General features: G+C 68.5%; 12 protein-coding genes (1 of these 12 cut by a window edge). 8 read left to right on the top strand and 4 right to left on the bottom strand.

All coding sequences use genetic code 11. From position 1 onward, the window contains the following. Nucleotides 1–1,729: the 5' portion of a transketolase gene (locus tag ACWPKK_RS17520; RefSeq protein WP_452006589.1), read on the bottom strand. The gene continues 683 nt to the left of window position 1, outside the view; 1,729 of the gene's 2,412 nt are visible here — the first part of the coding sequence; the start codon lies at nucleotides 1,727–1,729; its stop codon lies off the left edge, out of view. 132 nt (nucleotides 1,730–1,861) lie between these two features. Here ACWPKK_RS17520 and ACWPKK_RS17525 point away from each other — a divergent pair, with 132 nt between their 5' ends. Continuing rightward, nucleotides 1,862–2,344: an Lrp/AsnC family transcriptional regulator gene (locus ACWPKK_RS17525; RefSeq protein ID WP_324865567.1), complete on the top strand. Its 483-nt coding sequence runs from the start codon at nucleotides 1,862–1,864 to the stop codon at nucleotides 2,342–2,344. Nucleotides 2,345–2,374: 30 nt separating this feature from the next. Here ACWPKK_RS17525 and ACWPKK_RS17530 read toward each other — a convergent pair whose 3' ends face one another. After that, nucleotides 2,375–3,133: an SDR family oxidoreductase gene (locus ACWPKK_RS17530; RefSeq protein WP_452006697.1), complete on the bottom strand. Its 759-nt coding sequence runs from the start codon at nucleotides 3,131–3,133 to the stop codon at nucleotides 2,375–2,377. A 620-nt stretch (nucleotides 3,134–3,753) separates the two neighbouring features. Here ACWPKK_RS17530 and ACWPKK_RS17535 point away from each other — a divergent pair. From ACWPKK_RS17535 to ACWPKK_RS17565, 7 genes are all read left to right on the top strand, one after another. Continuing rightward, nucleotides 3,754–7,872, top strand: a complete 4,119-nt coding sequence (locus tag ACWPKK_RS17535; protein WP_452006592.1) for a Pls/PosA family non-ribosomal peptide synthetase — start codon at nucleotides 3,754–3,756, stop codon at nucleotides 7,870–7,872. 325 nt (nucleotides 7,873–8,197) lie between these two features. Next, nucleotides 8,198–9,823, top strand: coding sequence for a fumarate hydratase (locus tag ACWPKK_RS17540; protein ID WP_452006595.1), 1,626 nt, complete (start codon nucleotides 8,198–8,200; stop codon nucleotides 9,821–9,823). Between the two features lie 149 nt (nucleotides 9,824–9,972). After that, the gene (locus ACWPKK_RS17545) at nucleotides 9,973–10,212 is read left to right on the top strand and encodes a type II toxin-antitoxin system CcdA family antitoxin (RefSeq protein WP_452006598.1); all 240 of its coding nucleotides are present in this window, start codon (nucleotides 9,973–9,975) and stop codon (nucleotides 10,210–10,212) included. Next, complete coding sequence (locus ACWPKK_RS17550) at nucleotides 10,212–10,529, top strand: CcdB family protein (RefSeq protein WP_452006601.1); 318 nt, start codon at nucleotides 10,212–10,214, stop codon at nucleotides 10,527–10,529. Before ACWPKK_RS17545 ends, ACWPKK_RS17550 begins: the two co-directional genes overlap by 1 nt. A gap of 7 nt (nucleotides 10,530–10,536) precedes the next feature. Next, nucleotides 10,537–11,217, top strand: coding sequence for an RluA family pseudouridine synthase (locus tag ACWPKK_RS17555; protein ID WP_452006604.1), 681 nt, complete (start codon nucleotides 10,537–10,539; stop codon nucleotides 11,215–11,217). A gap of 104 nt (nucleotides 11,218–11,321) precedes the next feature. Beyond that, nucleotides 11,322–12,776: an ATP-binding protein gene (locus ACWPKK_RS17560; RefSeq protein WP_452006607.1), complete on the top strand. Its 1,455-nt coding sequence runs from the start codon at nucleotides 11,322–11,324 to the stop codon at nucleotides 12,774–12,776. A 120-nt stretch (nucleotides 12,777–12,896) separates the two neighbouring features. Further along, nucleotides 12,897–13,595: a pirin family protein gene (locus ACWPKK_RS17565; RefSeq protein WP_452006609.1), complete on the top strand. Its 699-nt coding sequence runs from the start codon at nucleotides 12,897–12,899 to the stop codon at nucleotides 13,593–13,595. A 4-nt stretch (nucleotides 13,596–13,599) separates the two neighbouring features. Here ACWPKK_RS17565 and ACWPKK_RS17570 read toward each other — a convergent pair whose 3' ends face one another. Both ACWPKK_RS17570 and ACWPKK_RS17575 read right to left on the bottom strand, forming a co-directional pair. Further along, nucleotides 13,600–14,622, bottom strand: coding sequence for a TIGR01620 family protein (locus ACWPKK_RS17570; RefSeq protein WP_452006612.1), 1,023 nt, complete (start codon nucleotides 14,620–14,622; stop codon nucleotides 13,600–13,602). Further along, complete coding sequence (locus ACWPKK_RS17575; protein WP_452006615.1) at nucleotides 14,619–16,013, bottom strand: YcjX family protein; 1,395 nt, start codon at nucleotides 16,011–16,013, stop codon at nucleotides 14,619–14,621. Before ACWPKK_RS17575 ends, ACWPKK_RS17570 begins: the two co-directional genes overlap by 4 nt. Nucleotides 16,014–16,076: the final 63 nt, after the last annotated feature.

The raw sequence follows: 16,076 nt of genomic DNA on the forward strand, positions 1-16,076 counted from the left end.
AGCCATCCTGCGCCATGCCGACCAGCGGGGTGGCGATGGACTGGTGCGCCCCGCCCTCCGGCGCCAGCGTGATGCCCGACGGCGTCGCCACCAGCATGAAGCGGGCATCCTGGTAGCAGGCGTAGTTCAGCTGGTCGGCGCCGCGCATGATGAAGGGATCGTAGACGGTGCCGATCGGCAGCAGCCGCTCCCCGAACAGGCTGTGTGACAGGCCGAGCGCCGACAGCAGGATGAACAGGTTGGACTCCGCGATCCCCAGTTCCAGATGCTGGCCCTTCGGCGAGAAGTCCCAGTTGTAGGTGGAGGGGATGCGTTCCTTCTTGAACAGGTCGGCCATCTCGCTCTTGGCGAACAGGCCGCGCCGGTTCACCCAGGCGCCGAGGTTGGTGGAGACGGTGACGTCCGGCGCAGTGGTGACGATGCGTTCGGCCAGCGCCAAGCGCTCGCGCCCGATCTCGTTAAGGATCAGGCCGAAGGCGGCCTGGGTCGACAGGCTCTTCTGCGTCGGCGCCTGCAGGGCGGCGGGCACGGCGACGGCCGGCGCCTCGTAGCGGCGGCGCCCCTTCTGCGCGAAGGGGACGCGGCGGAGGAAGTCCTCCAGCGCGGTTTCCGGCAGGGAGAGCCCCTCGAAACGATCCCATTCATGGCCCGGACGGACCTTGTTGGCGATGCGGAAGCCGTCCATCTGCTCGCGCGTCAGCAATCCTGAATGGTTGTCCTTGTGGCCGGCCAGCGGCAGGCCGAATCCCTTGACGGTGTAGGCGATGAAGCAGACCGGCCGGTCATGGGTGCGGGCATTGGCGAAGGCCTCCAGCAGCGACGGCAGGTCGTGACCGCCGAGATTGCCCATCAGCCGGGCCAGTTCCTCGTCGCTGCGGCGCTCGATCAGGCGGGTGACGTCGCCCTGGTCGCCCAGATCGTCCATCAGGCGGCGGCGCCACGCTGCACCGCCCTGATAGGTCAGGGCCGAATAGAGCTGGTTCGGGCAGCTGTCGATCCAGTGGCGGAGGCGCTCGCCACCCGGCTCCTTGAACGCCTCCTGCATCAGGGTGCCGTATTTCAGGATCACCACGTCCCAGCCGAAGGCGCGGAAGATGTTCTCCAGCCGCTCCCACAGCCCTTCGCGAATCACCGCATCCAGGCTCTGGCGGTTGTAGTCGACGATCCACCAGGTGTTGCGCAGGCCGTGCTTCCAGCCCTCCTGCAGGGCTTCGAAGATGTTGCCCTCGTCCATCTCGGCATCGCCGACCAGCGAGACCATGCGGCCCTCCGGCAGCCCGGCGGCCCAGCCCTTGGCCTTCAGGTAATCCTGGACCAGCGAGGCGAAGAGGGTCTGCGCCACGCCCAGCCCGACCGAGCCGGTGGAGAAATCGACGTCGTCCACGTCCTTGGTGCGGGACGGGTAGGACTGGGCGCCCTTGTAGCCGCGGAAATTCTCCAGCTTCTCCCGCGTCTGGTTGCCCAGCAGATACTGGATGGCGTGGAAGATCGGGCTGGCATGGGGCTTCACCGCCACCCGGTCCTCCGGCCGCAGGGCGGAGAAATAGAGCGCCGTCAGGATGGTCGACATCGAGGCGCTGGAAGCCTGATGGCCGCCGATCTTCAGCCCGTCCAGGTTGGGGCGGACATGGTTGGCGTTGTGGATGGTCCAGGAGGCGAGCCAGAGAACCTTGCGCTCCAGCTCGGCCAGGCAGGCGAGATCGGCGGAGGACGGCTGGATCGCGGTCATGGGGATGCTCCCGGCTGGAGGTTATGGTTGGGCAAGCCTATCATTTGTGATCGGGCAGATGCTTGCAAAGTGGCGGTCGCCACGGTTCCGCTTTAGCATTGAATGCCAATTCAGCGCGGGGAACGGCATTTGATGCCAAAACAATCTCTCGACCGCATAGACCGGAAGATCCTGGCCGCCCTTCAGGAGGATGGCCGCCTGCCGAACACCGAACTTGCGGAGCGGGTCGGCCTGTCGCCCTCCCCCTGCTTGCGCCGGGTCAAGGTGCTGGAGGAGGCGGGGGTGATCGCCCGCTATGTGGCGCTGGTCGACCCGGCGTCGGTCGATTTGCCGGTCAACATCTTCGTCAGCGTCAGCCTGGAACGGCAGGTGGAGGCGCGGCTCGACGGGTTCGAGGCGGCGGTGATGGCGCGGCCGGAGGTGCTGGAATGCTATCTGATGACGGGCGACGCCGATTACCTGCTGCGGGTCGTGGTGCCGGACCTTGCCAGTTACGAGCGTTTCCTGAAGGAGCACCTGACCCGCATCCCCGGCGTCGCCAACATCCGCTCCAGCTTCGCGCTGAAACAGGTGCGCTACCGCACCGCCTTGCCGCTGGAGCATTTGGGGGGATAGAGCGCCATCCCACGGCTTGCTTTGTCCGGCCTACCGGGCTGTGACGCCGCCGTCGATGTTGATCGACTGGCCGGTGACGAAGCCGGCGGCGTCGGAACAGAGCCAGAGCACGGCCGCGGCGACCTCTTCCGGACGGCCGACGCGGCCGACGGGATGGAGCGGGCCCAGGGCCGCCTCGACCCGCTCGGCCCCGCCGAAGGAGGCCTGGGTCATCGGCGTCTGGATGATCGCCGGGCAGATGGCGTTGACGCGGATTCCCAGTGCCGCGACTTCGATGGCGGCGGTGCGGGTCAACCCCTCGACGGCCGCCTTGCTCGCCGAATAGGCGGCGTTGCCGGCCATGCCGATCTGGCCCAGCACCGACCCGGTATTGACGATTGCGCCGTGGCCCTGGCGGCGCATGATCGTCAGCTCATGCTTAAGGCAAAGCCAGACACCCTTCACGTTGACGGTCAGGACGCGGTCGAACACGGCCTCCTCCATCTCCGTCACCGGGCCGACCTGATGGATACCGGCGTTGTTGAAGGCGGCGTCGAGACGGCCATGGTCGCGCTCGATCCTCTCGAACAGGAATGCCACCTGCGCCGCATCGGCGACATCGGCCGCCACGAATTGTCCGATCCCGCCGGCACGGTCGATCAGTTCCACCGTTTCCAGCCCCTCCGCCTCGCGCCGGCCGGTGACGACGACGGTCGCACCCGCTCCACCGAAAGCAAGCGCCGCCGCCCGTCCGATGCCGGACGTGCCGCCGGTGACCAGCGCGACCCGCCCACTCATGTCCGTCGAAATGCTCATGACCCTCTCCTGACGTTCGGATGGCCGGCGCGGCCATTGCGGCACCGGCCCAGTTATGATGACGATCATCATGAATCTGATTTTTAATGACGTCCATCATGAAAGAGGATGGCTGAGGCGGAGCGCGGGGAGCAGCAGCCATGCAGAAGCCGAATGATGCGGATCCCGCCGGTCGACCTACATCAGCGCAGGATCGGGCATGACTTTCCGGAAGGCGCACGACGGCAGCCCGGCCATCGGCGGGCATGTGGTGGCGCCGACACATGCCCTGGCGCATCGGCAGGCATACATAAGGACACCCTTGACCACCGCCGTGGAACGGATCATGAAAGCGCCGTCCGCTTGTTCATGTATACCCATGTATCCGGCGCCGGCAGGTCTTATTCTTTCTTTTGGTTGGGGCGAATGTTGCTTGCGCAGCGCTTGGAAAGCCCAAGACTTGCCATCTCCCATCGGTACGCGTGCCGTCATGCCGGACGGCAAGCATTCATTAACCATAAAGCGCCACAACATGCGAGCGGCCCATCGCCGCGTTCAGCCGACCGCCGGGACCAGCCGATGAACGGGTCCCTCCGGCGCCACCGCGCTGATTCCTTTTGGAAGGCTGACACAGCGTGACTCTGCTGACTGCGCGGGCCAACGGCCCGACCGACGTTACCCCGGCCGGTCAATCGACGACGTCCGCTCCCTGGACCACTTCCCCGGCGGTGCCGACGCTGAGCGGCCCGATCGACCCATCCCTGCTGCGGGAAGAGCTGCTGTCCGACATCCCGCAGGCGACCGCCGCGGCTTATCCGGACCGCACGGCCATCGTCTATGAAGGCCGGCGCGTCAGCTATGCCGAGTTGGAGGCGCGCGCCAACCGGGTTGCCCGCGGCCTGCGGGCGCGCGGGATCGGCCCCGGCTGCTTCGTCGGGCTGTGGATGGCGCGGTCGCTCGACCTGCATGTGGCGCTGCTGGGCATCCTGAAGGCGGGCGCCGCCTATCTGCCCTTCGATGCCGACGCCCCGGCCGAGCGCGTGGCCGTCAGCCTGACCGACTGCGCCGCCCCGGCGATCCTGATCGATCTGGTGACCGGGACCAAGGCGGCGATGCTGGCCGACGCCGGCGCCGACGTCCAGATCCTGCGCATCGGCGATGTGCTGGGCGACGACGACCGTCCGCTCGACCTGCGCACCGACGGGGTGACGCCGGACAGCCCGGCCTACGCCATCTACACCTCGGGCTCGACCGGCAAGCCCAAGGGCATCGTCATCAGCCACCGCAACATTTGCCATTACCTGCGCGCCGCCAACAGCGTCTACGGCATCACCGCCGACGACGTGGCGTTCCAGGGCGCCTCGGTGGCCTTCGACCTGTCGCTGGAGGAGATCTTCGTCCCTTATCTGGCCGGCGCCACCCTATGGGTCGCCAGCCGCCAGGTGCTGGACGAGGTCGACCGGCTGGCCGACGTGCTGAACGAGGCCGGCGTCACCGTACTGGACACGGTGCCGACCCTGCTGGCGATGCTGCCGAAGGACGTGCCGTCCCTGCGCGTCGTCATCCTGGGCGGCGAGGCCTGCCCACCGGCCATCGCCGCGCGCTGGTGCCGTCCCGGCCGGCGCCTGTTCAACAGCTACGGCCCGACCGAGGCGACCGTCGTCGCCACGGTGGCAGAGGTGCTGCCCGAGACCCCCGTCACCATCGGCCGCCCGATTCCCAACTACACCTGCTATGTGGTGGACGAGGCGCTGCAGCCGGTGGCCGCCGGCACCCAGGGCGAGCTGCTGATCGGCGGCCCCGGCGTGGCCCAGGGCTATCTCGGCCGGCCGGAGCTGACGGCGGAGAAGTTCATCGCCAACCCGTACCGTTCCGGCGGGCCCGGTGCATTTCAGGACCCGCTGCTCTACCGCTCCGGTGACGCGGTCAGCGTCGATGCCGACGGCAACCTGCGCTTCCATGGCCGCATCGACGATCAGGTGAAGATCCGCGGCTTCCGTCTGGAGCTGGGCGAGATCGAGGCGAAGCTGACCGACCTGCCCGGCGTCGCCCAGGCCACCGTGGTCCTGCGCACCGACAACGGGCTGGACCGTTTGGTCGCCTTCCTGGTGACGCAGCCCGGCGCCTCCCTCGACAAGATCGCGCTGCGCGACGCTCTGCGCGCCCAGCTGCCGGCCTACATGGTGCCGGCGCATTACGAACAGGTGGCCGAGCTGCCGCGCCTGATCTCCGGCAAGGCCGACCGCAAGACGCTGCAGGCGATGGCCCTGACCGAGGATGCCGGCTCGGGCGAGCAGGAGGAGCCGCGCACCCCGACCGAGGCCGCCCTGCTGGAGGCCGCCCGCCGCGTTTTCCCAGGACAGTCGATCCCGCTGGAGGCAGACTTCTTCCTCGACCTCGGCGGCCATTCGCTGCTGGCGGCGCGCTTCGTGTCGGCCGTGCGCGAGACCGCCGGGCTGGCCAGCCTGACCCTGCAGGACGTCTATGGCGCCCGCACGCTGCGGGCGATGGCCGAGCGGCAGGACGCCAAGGCGCCGGCCGGGCGCGGGACCAAGCCGGCCGACCTGTCCTTCGAACCGCCGCCGCTGCGCCGCCGCCTGCTGTGCGGTCTGGCCCAGGCCGCGGCGCTGCCGGTCATCCTGGCGCTGATGACGGTGCAGTGGCTGGGCGTGTTCGTCAGCTACATGCTGCTGTCGGGCGAGGATGCCGGTCTGCTGGGCGAGGTCACGACGCTGTTCGGCGTCTATGTCGTCATCAACATCGCCACCGTCGCCATCGCCATCGCGGCGAAATGGCTGATCATCGGCCGGACCAAGCCGGGCCGCTACCCGCTGTGGGGCGTCTATTATTACCGCTGGTGGCTGGCGCAACGCTTCATCGCGCTGGTCCACCTGAAGTGGTTCCAGGGATCGCCGGTGATGCGGCTGCTCCTGCGCGCGCTCGGCGCCAGGATAGGCGCCGACGCGATGATCGGCGAGTTCGAATCCGGAGCCATCGATCTGGTCGGCATCGGCCGCGGCGCCTGCACCGGCGGCAAGGTCAAGCTGGCGAATGCCGAGGTGATCGGCAACGAGCTGGTGATCGGCACCATCGAGATCGGCGACGACGCCTATATCGGCACCTCCTGCGTGATCGGTCATGACGCCGTCGTCGCCCCCGGCACCGAACTGGCCGACCTGACCGCGCTCGCCGCCGGCACCCGCACCGGCGCCTACGAATCCTGGGACGGCTCGCCCGCCCGCAAGGTGGGCGTGGTCGACCGCGCCGCCCTGCCGCAGGAGCCGCGCGCCGGCGCCGTCAAGCGGACCATCCAGGGACTGGTCTATCTGGTGGCGCTGGTCGGCTTGCCGCCGGTGGCGCTGATCCCGATCTTCCCGGCCTTCTACCTGTTCGACCGGCTCGACGCCTGGATGGGCGGGCTGTTCAAGGTGAACTATCTGATCTATGTCCCCGCCATCGCCTGGCCGACCGCCATGTTCCTGGTGGCGATCACCGTCCTGCTGATCGCCGCCGCACGCTGGATCGTGCTGCCGAAGGTGGAGGCGGGATCCTATTCGGTCCACAGCTGGTTCTACGTCCGCAAATGGATCGTGGCGCTGGCGACCGAGGTGATGCTGGAGACCCTCAGCTCGCTCTACGCCACCGTCTACATGCGGGCCTGGTACCGCCTGATGGGGGCGAAGATCGGCCGCGACGCCGAGATCTCGACCAACCTCGCCGGGCGCTACGATCTGGTGGAGATCGGCGAAAAGTGCTTCATCGCCGACGAGGTGGTGCTGGGCGACGAGGACATCCGCCGCGGCTGGATGCATCTGCAGCCGGTGAAGACCGAGGCCCGCGTGTTCGTCGGCAACGACGCCGTGGTTCCGCCGGGCGCCTCCATCCCCACCGGCACGCTGATCGGCATCAAGTCCAAGCCGCCGGCCAATGCCGAGATGCAGGCCGGCGACACCTGGTTCGGCAGCCCGCCGATCAAGCTTCCGGTGCGCCAGAAGTTCGACAACGTGTCGGCCAACTGGACCTTCGAGCCGTCCCGCGCCCGCCGTCTCGGCCGCGCCGTGTTCGAGGCCTTCAGCCTGTCGATGCCGACGATGCTGTTCATCACCTTCGGCACCTTCGCGGTGGAGTTCTTCGCCCCCGCCATCCTCGACGGGCGCTGGGGCACCTTCCTTTGGCAGTTCCTGGCGGTCAGCGTCGCCATCCCCTCGGCGATGGTGCTGGTGGTGGCGCTGGTGAAATGGCTGCTGATGGGCCGCTACGCCCCCACCATGAAGCCGATGTGGTCCTGGTGGGCCATGCGGACGGAGGCGGTGGCCGTGCTGTACTGGGGTCTGGCCGGCAAGGTGCTGCTCGACCATCTGCGCGGCACGCCGATGCTGCCCTGGGTGCTGCGCCTGTTCGGCACGAAGTTCGGCAAGGGCGTCTACATGGACACCACCGACATCACGGAGTTCGACTGCGTGTCGGTCGGCGACCACTGCGCCATCAACGCCCTGTCGGCCCTGCAGACCCATCTGTACGAGGACCGCGTGATGAAGGTGGGCCGGGTCAGCGTCGGGAACGGGGTCACCATCGGAGCCGGCGCCACCGTGCTGTACGACACCCATGTCGGCGACTTCGCCCGCCTGGGTCCGCTGACCCTGGTGATGAAGGGCGAGGAAATCCCCGCCCACGGCGAGTGGGTCGGCGCCCCGGCCGAACCGGCCGTCCACGGGCATGAGGCGGTCGAGGGGCATGTGAAGGCGGCGGCGTAGGGGGCGTTCGGTGCCCCCTCCCTAACCCTCCCCCGCTATCGCGGGAGAGGGAACTCCGCTGCACTCCCGCAAAGTTCCTACCCCCTCTCCCGCGAAGCGGGGGAGGGATGGGGAGGGGGCACCGAACGCCACCGGTACGACCACTTCCCCACCATTTCCCCCACGACAAACCGCCGCGCCGCCTTCCGTCCCGCCGATGGTTGTCTCCGCCTCGCAGCGGTGTATAAGGGGGGCCGAGCGCGGCCTGCCCCCTTCGCGCGCCCGGCCGGGCGCGGTTTCGCGGAGGCGAGCGGACGCCATTGGATCGCCACGAAGGAACGCCCCAATGCCCGACGACATCGCCTCAGCCCGCGGCCTGTTTCCGCTCGCCAAGGACGACACGACCTACCGCAAGCTGACCTCGGATCACGTCTCGGTCGTCGAGTTCGACGGCGAGCAGATCCTGAAGGTCGAGCCGGAAGGTCTGCGCCTGCTGGCCGAGGCTGCCTTCTCCGACATCAACCATCTGCTGCGTCCGGGCCATCTGGCCCAGCTCGCCAAGATCCTGGACGATGGGGAAGCGTCGGCCAACGACCGCTTCGTGGCGCTCGACCTGCTGAAGAACGCCAACATCGCCGCCGCCGGCACCCTGCCGATGTGCCAGGACACCGGCACCGCCATCATCATGGGCAAGAAGGGCCGCCGCGTCTGGACCAAGGGCGGCGACGAGACCGCTTTGTCGGAAGGTGCCCGCGACGCCTACCTGAAGCGCAACCTGCGCTACAGCCAGCTGGCGCCGATCTCCATGTATGAGGAGAAGAACACCCGGAACAACCTGCCGGCGCAGATCGACATCTATTCCGAGGGCGAGGACTATTACAAGTTCCTGTTCATGGCCAAGGGCGGCGGGTCGGCCAACAAGACCTTCCTGCACCAGGCCACGCCGTCGGTGCTGGCGCCTGACCGGCTGCTGAAGTTCCTGGAAGACAAGATCCGCTATCTCGGCACCTCGGCCTGCCCGCCCTACCACCTCGCCATCGTCATCGGCGGCCTGTCGGCGGAGCAGAACCTGAAGACGGTCAAGCTGGCCTCGGCCCGCTACCTCGACAACCTGCCGACCGAGGGCGGCGAGGACGCGCACGCCTTCCGCGATCTGGCGATGGAGGCCGAGGTCCACAAGCTGACCCAGAACATGGGCATCGGCGCCCAGTTCGGCGGCAAGTATTTCTGCCACGACGTCCGCGTCATCCGCCTGCCGCGCCACGGCGCCTCGATGCCGATCGGCATCGGCGTGTCCTGCTCGGCCGACCGTCAGGCGGTGGGCAAGATCACCAAGGACGGCATCTTCCTTGAACAACTGGAGACCGATCCGGCCCAGTATCTGCCGGAGATCGGCGACGAGCATCTGTCGGGCGAGGTCGTGAAGATCGACCTGAACCAGCCGATGGAGCAGATCCGCGCCACGCTGAGCCAGTATCCGATCCGCACCCGCCTGTCGCTGACCGGCCCGCTGATCGTCGCCCGCGATCTGGCCCACGCCAAGCTGCGCGCCCGCCTGGACGCCGGCGAGCCGCTGCCGGATTACTTCAAGAACCACCCGATCTATTACGCCGGCCCGGCCAAGACGCCGGAAGGCTACGCCTCGGGCTCCTTCGGGCCGACCACGGCGGGCCGCATGGACAGCTTCGTCGACCAGTTCCAGGCGGCGGGCGGCTCCATGGTCATGCTGGCCAAGGGCAACCGCAGCCCGGAGGTGACGGCGGCCTGCAAGCAGCATGGCGGCTTCTATCTCGGCTCCATCGGCGGCGCCGCCGCCCGTCTGGCCCAGGACTGCATCAAGAAGGTGGAGTGCGTCGAGTATCCCGAACTCGGCATGGAAGCCATCTGGCGCATCGAGGTCGAGGATTTCCCGGCCTTCATCATCGTCGACGACAAGGGCAACGACTTCTTCAAGGAGTTGAAGCTCGCCTGATTTGGGCGGACCGGATGTGAGAGGGGGCGCGGCGCCTTGCGAGAGGCCCCGCGCCCTTTTTTCCTGCCCGCCCGTTTCTGCTGCCAGCTTGCCGGACGGCACCGGGGGCGCCTATCTTCAGTACATCGGGACCAGGGGAGGGCTTTCCAATGGACGGTGTCTATGACCGCCGCGCACCGAAGCGGGACATCACCCTCTCGCTGGACGAGGACATCCTGCAACGCGCGCAGTCCCTGCCCGGCGACCTGTCCGAGCGGGTGGAGAAGCTGCTGGCCGACGAGGTGACCAAAGCGGATCGCGAACGTCGCCTGGATGCCACGATTGCGGCGCTGAACGATTTCGACGCCAAATATGGCTCTTTTGCCGACGAACATCTCGATCACCTGTGATGGCTCAATTCGATGTGCATCGGAACCGAACGGCGGCGCGCTCGGGCATTCCGTATCTGGTGATCGTGGAATCACAACGGTTTGACGCATCTGCCCGAAGGGTGATCGCACCGCTGTTGTTGGCCGGCAAAGTTCAGAGTACAGAGCCTTCCTTGACGCCGCTGTTCGTGATCGAAGGCCATGATGTGATTTTGAATCCTCTGCAACTTGCTTCGGTTCCAGCCGACCAGCTCGGCGAGAATGTCTGCTCCCTTGCCGAGGACAGCGACCGCATCATCGCCGCCATCGACCTCCTGATTTCCCGCGCCTGGGGATGAGTTGCCCGTGACACCCGCCCAAATCCAAGACCGCATCCTGTACCGCGACGGGCTGATGCTGATCCTCGACAAGCCCGCCGGGCTGCCGGTCCATGCCGGCCCCGCCGGCGGGCCGAACCTGGAGCGGCATTTCGACGCGCTGCGCTTCGGCTTCCCCAAGCCGCCGTCCCTTGCCCACCGGCTGGACCGCGACACCTCCGGCTGCCTGATCCTGGGCCGCCATGCCAAGGCGCTGCGCAAGATCGGCATCCTGTTCCAGAACGGCAAGGTCGACAAAACCTATTGGGCGGTGGTCGCCGGCACCCCGCCGCAGGAGTCCGGGCGGATCGAGCTGCCGCTCGCCAAGGTCTCCAACAAGACCGGCGGCTGGCGCATCGTCGGCTCGCCCGACGGACAGGCGGCGATGACCGACTATGTCGTGCGCGGGCAGGCCGACGGGCTGACCTGGCTGGAGCTGACGCCGCACACCGGCCGCACCCACCAGATCCGCGTCCATTGCGCCTCCATCGGCTGCCCGCTGGTCGGCGATCCCCAATATGGCGGGCCGGAGGGCAAGCCGCTGCACCTGCACTCCCGCGCCATCTCGCTGCCGCTCTACCCGAAGCGCGATCCGGTGGGCGCCGTGGCGCCGGTTCCGCCGCACATGCGGGCGGCGCTGGAGGCTTGCGGCTTTACCGAGGCTTCATAGCACCAGCGTCACCGTCGGCCATTGCCGCGACGCGGCAGATGCCCCAATGATGCTGTCCTATGACCGCAATCGGCGTCACCGCCGAGGGGACACATGGGCGAGATATGGGCATGATACCGACCGGCACCACCACGGCACGCTGGATGACCGTGCGTTATGCGCTGGCGCTGACGCTGATCGCCCTGGGCACGCTCGCCGGCTTCGTCATGACCGAAGGGGTGATCGGCCAGCACGAACGCATGCTGGAGGTCGTCAACGTCTCCGGCCGCCAGCGCATGCTGTCGCAGCGGACGGCCCTTCTGGTCGAGCAGTTGAAGACCGCCACCGATCCGGCGGTGCGCACCGACCTCGCCCGCCAATTGGCCGTGACCACCGACATGTTCGAAGCGGCCCACCGCCGGCTGAGCGGCCGGGCCGGGCCGGAGGAAGGCCCGCCGACGGGGCCGCCCCCCAATGATCTGTTCTATGGCGGTGCCGATCCGCTGGACCCGGTGGTGACCGGGCACATCGCCGCCCTGCGCCGGGTGATCGCCGCCGCATCCGCCGGCCAGCCCCCCGACCGGGCCGAAGCGGACCGCATCACCTCACAGGCCCTCGGCCCGCTGCTGGATCGGCTGGAGGAGATGGTCGCCCTCTACCAGGAGGAAGGCGAGGAGGGATTCCAGACCCTGCACCGGCTGGGGCTGACCGCCCTGCTGATCACCCTGCTGATCCTGGCGGTGGAGGCGCTGGCGATCTTCCGGCCGATGACCCGGCAGGTGCGCCGCCAGTTCACCGAGATCCTGCGCATGGCCGAGACGATCGAACGGGCCAACGCCACGCTGGAACAGCAGGTGCGCGAGCGCACGGCCGAACTGCACGCCGCCAAATCCGCGGCCGAGCAGGCCCACCGCGCCAAGTCCCGCTTCCTCGCCCATGCCAGCCACGACCTGCAGCAGCCGCTCCAGGCCATCGGCATGTTCACCGGCATGCTGGAACGCCAGCCGCAGAGCGCCAAGGCGGCGGCGCTGCTGACCGACCTGAAGGCGGCGCAGCGGTCGATGCGCGACCTGCTGAACGCGATCCTCGACATCTCCAAGCTGGAATCCGGCGCGGTGACGCCGAGGCTGGCCGACCTGCCGCTCTCCCCGCTGCTCGACCAGCTGGAGGCGGAGTTCGCCGGGCTGGCGGAAGCCAAGGGACTGCGGCTGCGCGCCGTCCCGACCAACGCCGTGGTGCGCAGCGACCCGGCGCTGCTGGAGCGCATCGTCCGCAACCTGATCGGCAACGCCATCCGCTACACCGAGGCCGGCGGCGTGCTGGTCGGCTGCCGCACCCGCGGCGACCGGCTGTGGATCGAGGTCTACGACACCGGACGCGGCATCGCGGAACCCGACCGCCGGCGCATCTTCGAGGAGTTCGTCCAGCTCGACCGCCCCGACCGCGATCGCAGCGAAGGCATCGGCCTGGGGCTCGCCATCGTCGAACGGCTGGCGCGGCTGCTGGAGCATCCGGTGACGGTGCGCTCGGTGGAAGGGCGCGGCACGGTCTTCGCGGTGGGGGTGCCGCTGGCCGGCTGATATTGTAGCTCCATCAGCAACGATCTGATGCGAACTCCCCAGATTGTTCCGCGCGCCGTCTGGTGCCAAATTCCCCCCCAGACAAGGGCACACACCCCAACGAGCACGGAGGGTTCCATCATGATCACCATTCGCCATCGCGACGAGCGTGGGGTCGCCAACATGGGTTGGCTGAACAGCAACCACAGCTTCTCGTTCGGCCATTACTTCGATCCCGGCCACATGGGCTTCCGCGCCCTGCGGGTCATCAACGAGGATCGCGTGATCCCCGGCGCCGGCTTCCCCACCCATGGGCATGCCAACATGGAGATCGTCTCCTACGTGCTGAACGGCGCGCTGGAGCACAAGGACTCCATCGGCACCGGGTCGGTGATCCGTCCGGGCGAGGTCCAGGTGATGAGCGCCGGCCGCGGCATCCGCCACAGCGAGTACAACGCGTCCGACACCGAGCCGGTGCATTTCCTGCAGATCTGGATCCTGCCGGAAGCCAACAACCTGGCCCCCGGCTACCAGCAGGCGGATTTCCCGGCTGCGGAGAAGCAGGGCAAGCTGAAGCTGGTCGGGTCGCGTGACGGGCGTGACGGCAGCGTCACCATCCACCAGGATGTCGACCTGTACGCCGCGTTGCTGGATGGCGAGGAAAGCGCCACCCTGCCCCTGCGCCCCGGCCGCCATGCCTGGGTCCAGGTCGCCCGCGGCCGGGTCCATCTGAACGGCACCCTGCTGAAGGCCGGCGACGGCGCCGCGCTGACGGAGGAGGAGGCGGTGACGCTCGACCGCGCCGACGATGCCGAGGTGCTGGTCTTCGACCTCGCCTGACGCGTCACAGCACCTGCTTGGGCACCGACAGCAGTTCCTTCCTGATGCGGTTCAGGCTGGGGCGGTTGTCGGTGCCGAAGGCGATGGGGCGGCACAGATGCATGGCGGTCAGCCCGACCCGCGCGGTCAGCAGGCCGTTGATCACCCCCTGCCCCATCCGGGTGGAGATCGCGGCGGCAAGCGAGCCGCCCAGCGCCTCCACCGCCACATGATGGGCGCTCTCGGTCACCCCGGCGACGGCGATGTTGGCGAGCATCCGGCGCAACAGCCGCAGCGAGCCGACATAGCCAGGCCGGGCGCCGTAGAGCGAGGCGATCTCCCGCACCAGTTTCAGGTTACGCCACAGGACCACCGCGAAGTCCAGCAGCGCGGCCGGGCTCAGCGCGGTGGCGACGGCGGTGTCGCGCGAGGCGAGCAGGACCCGCTGATAGGCGGCACGGTCGAGCGGGGCCAGAACCTCGCGGTCCAGCAGCCGCACCACCTCATGCTCGTCATGGGCGTCGGTCACATGATCGCGCACGCGGGCCAGCGCCGGGGCCAGTTCCCGCCGGTCGGCATAGAGCGCCACCAGCGACCCGGCGAAACGGTCGGCCCGCCCGCCCGGCGCCTCGACTTCCAAACGCCCAGCTTCGGCCCGCAATTCCTCGATCCGCCGCAGGCGACGCAGCGATAGCAACTCGTTCACCAGCATCGCCACCGCGGCGATGCCCGCGGTCGCCGCCAGCAGAGCCACCAGCACGCCCAGCGCAACGCTCGTGGCAAAGGCGCGGTTCAGCAGGTCGGCGGTGTCGAACCCCAGCGCCACCACCACCAGCGCCGCCAACGCCCCGAACAGCCAGCGCCCCAGCCGGCGCGTCGTCCGCACCGGTGCGGCCGGGGCCGGCAGCAGCTCCGCCGGGTCGCCCGATCCGGTCAGCAGCGCCGTCTCCTCCTCAACCGACACCGGAGCGGCGCGGTCGATCTCCAATTCCATCGGCGGGACCCAGCCCTTCGCGGCCTTGCGGGTGTCGCTGTCGCGCTCCGTCACAGCAGGTAATCCCCCAGCAGGAATTGCAGGGCCTGATCGACGCGGATGTGCGGCAGGCCGCGGGGATCGCGGCCGAGGTCGTCGGGCGGACGGAAGGCCAGGAAATTGTAGGGGCGGTCACGGCCGGGCGGAAAGGCTTCCGCATCCTCCGGGATCTCGCCGGGGAACAGCACGGTCGGACGGTCGCGCCCGACCGGCACGCCGCGCACGCAGCGCAGCTGCCGCCCCTCATGCTCCGTCACCACGCTGTCGGTGCATTTCAGCGCGGCGATCGCCATCGTCTCGACCTGGGCGCCTTCGAAGCGGATGGCGTTGCGGGCATCGCCGACCAGCCGGTCGAGCAGCGCGCGCAGCTGGGCATGCTGGTGGGCGGCGATGTGGTCGGCCTTGGTCGCGGCGAACAGCACCCGGTCGATCTTGGTGCCCAGCAGCCAGTCGAGCCAGCCCGACGAGCCGTGGCGGAAAGGCTCCAGGCTCAGCTCCAGCGCCCGCTTCATGTCGGCCATCCCGGCCGGGCCGGCGTTCAGCGCGCCCAGCACGTCGATCAGCACGATCTGCCGGTCGAGCTTGGCGAAATGCTCGGAGAAGAAGCGGCGGACGACGTTGGTCTTGTAGGCCTCGTACCGTTCCTCCATCAGCGCCCACAGGCTGCCGCGCCCCCGCGACCCGGCGAACTGCGGCGGGGGCAGCGGGCAGAAGGTCAGCAGCGGCGCGTCCTTCATGTCGCCCGGCTCGACGAAGCGGCCGGGCTGGATGAGGCTGAGCAGCGTGTCGGCGCGACGGCAGGCGTGGAGATAGTCGGTGTAGAGCGCCGCCCCGCGCCGCGCCGTCTCCTCCTCCGCCGCTGCCAAGGGATCGATGGTGGCGAGCCAGCCGCGCCAGGAGGCGGACAGCTCGTCGCGCGGCGGCCGGGCGGCAAGCTCCAGGGTGAGCGCGCTCCAGTCCGCGAAGCTCTGGCGCAGAAGCGGCAGGTCGAGCAGCCATTCGCCGGGATAATCGACGAGATCAAGGTTCAGCGTCGCCACCGGCTGCACCGCGCGCTTCAGCGCCGAATCCGGACGGTAGCGCAGCGAGACGCGCATCTGGCCGATGCCGCGCGTCGGCTCCGGCCAATGGGGATCGGGACCGGTCAGCGCCGCCAGATGGCCTTCGAAGTCGAAGCGCGGCACGTCCGGATCGGGCTGCGGCCGCAGCCGCGCCGCCTGGAAACGCCCGGACGACATGACGTCGAGGAAGGGAAGCCGCCCGGCCTTCAGCAGATTGTCGACGAGCGCGGTGACGAAGACGGTCTTGCCCGCCCGCCGCAGCCCGGTGACGCCGACGCGCACCGTCGATTCCAGAAGAAGCCGGCTGCCGGCATCGTACAGGCTGTTCAGGTCGGGAATACGCACGGGCGGTCGTTCACGTCTGGCCGAGGACCGGACCTATATGGGGTGGGACGCCCAAGATGCGAA

It is taken from the genome of Azospirillum largimobile (assembly GCF_977007025.2).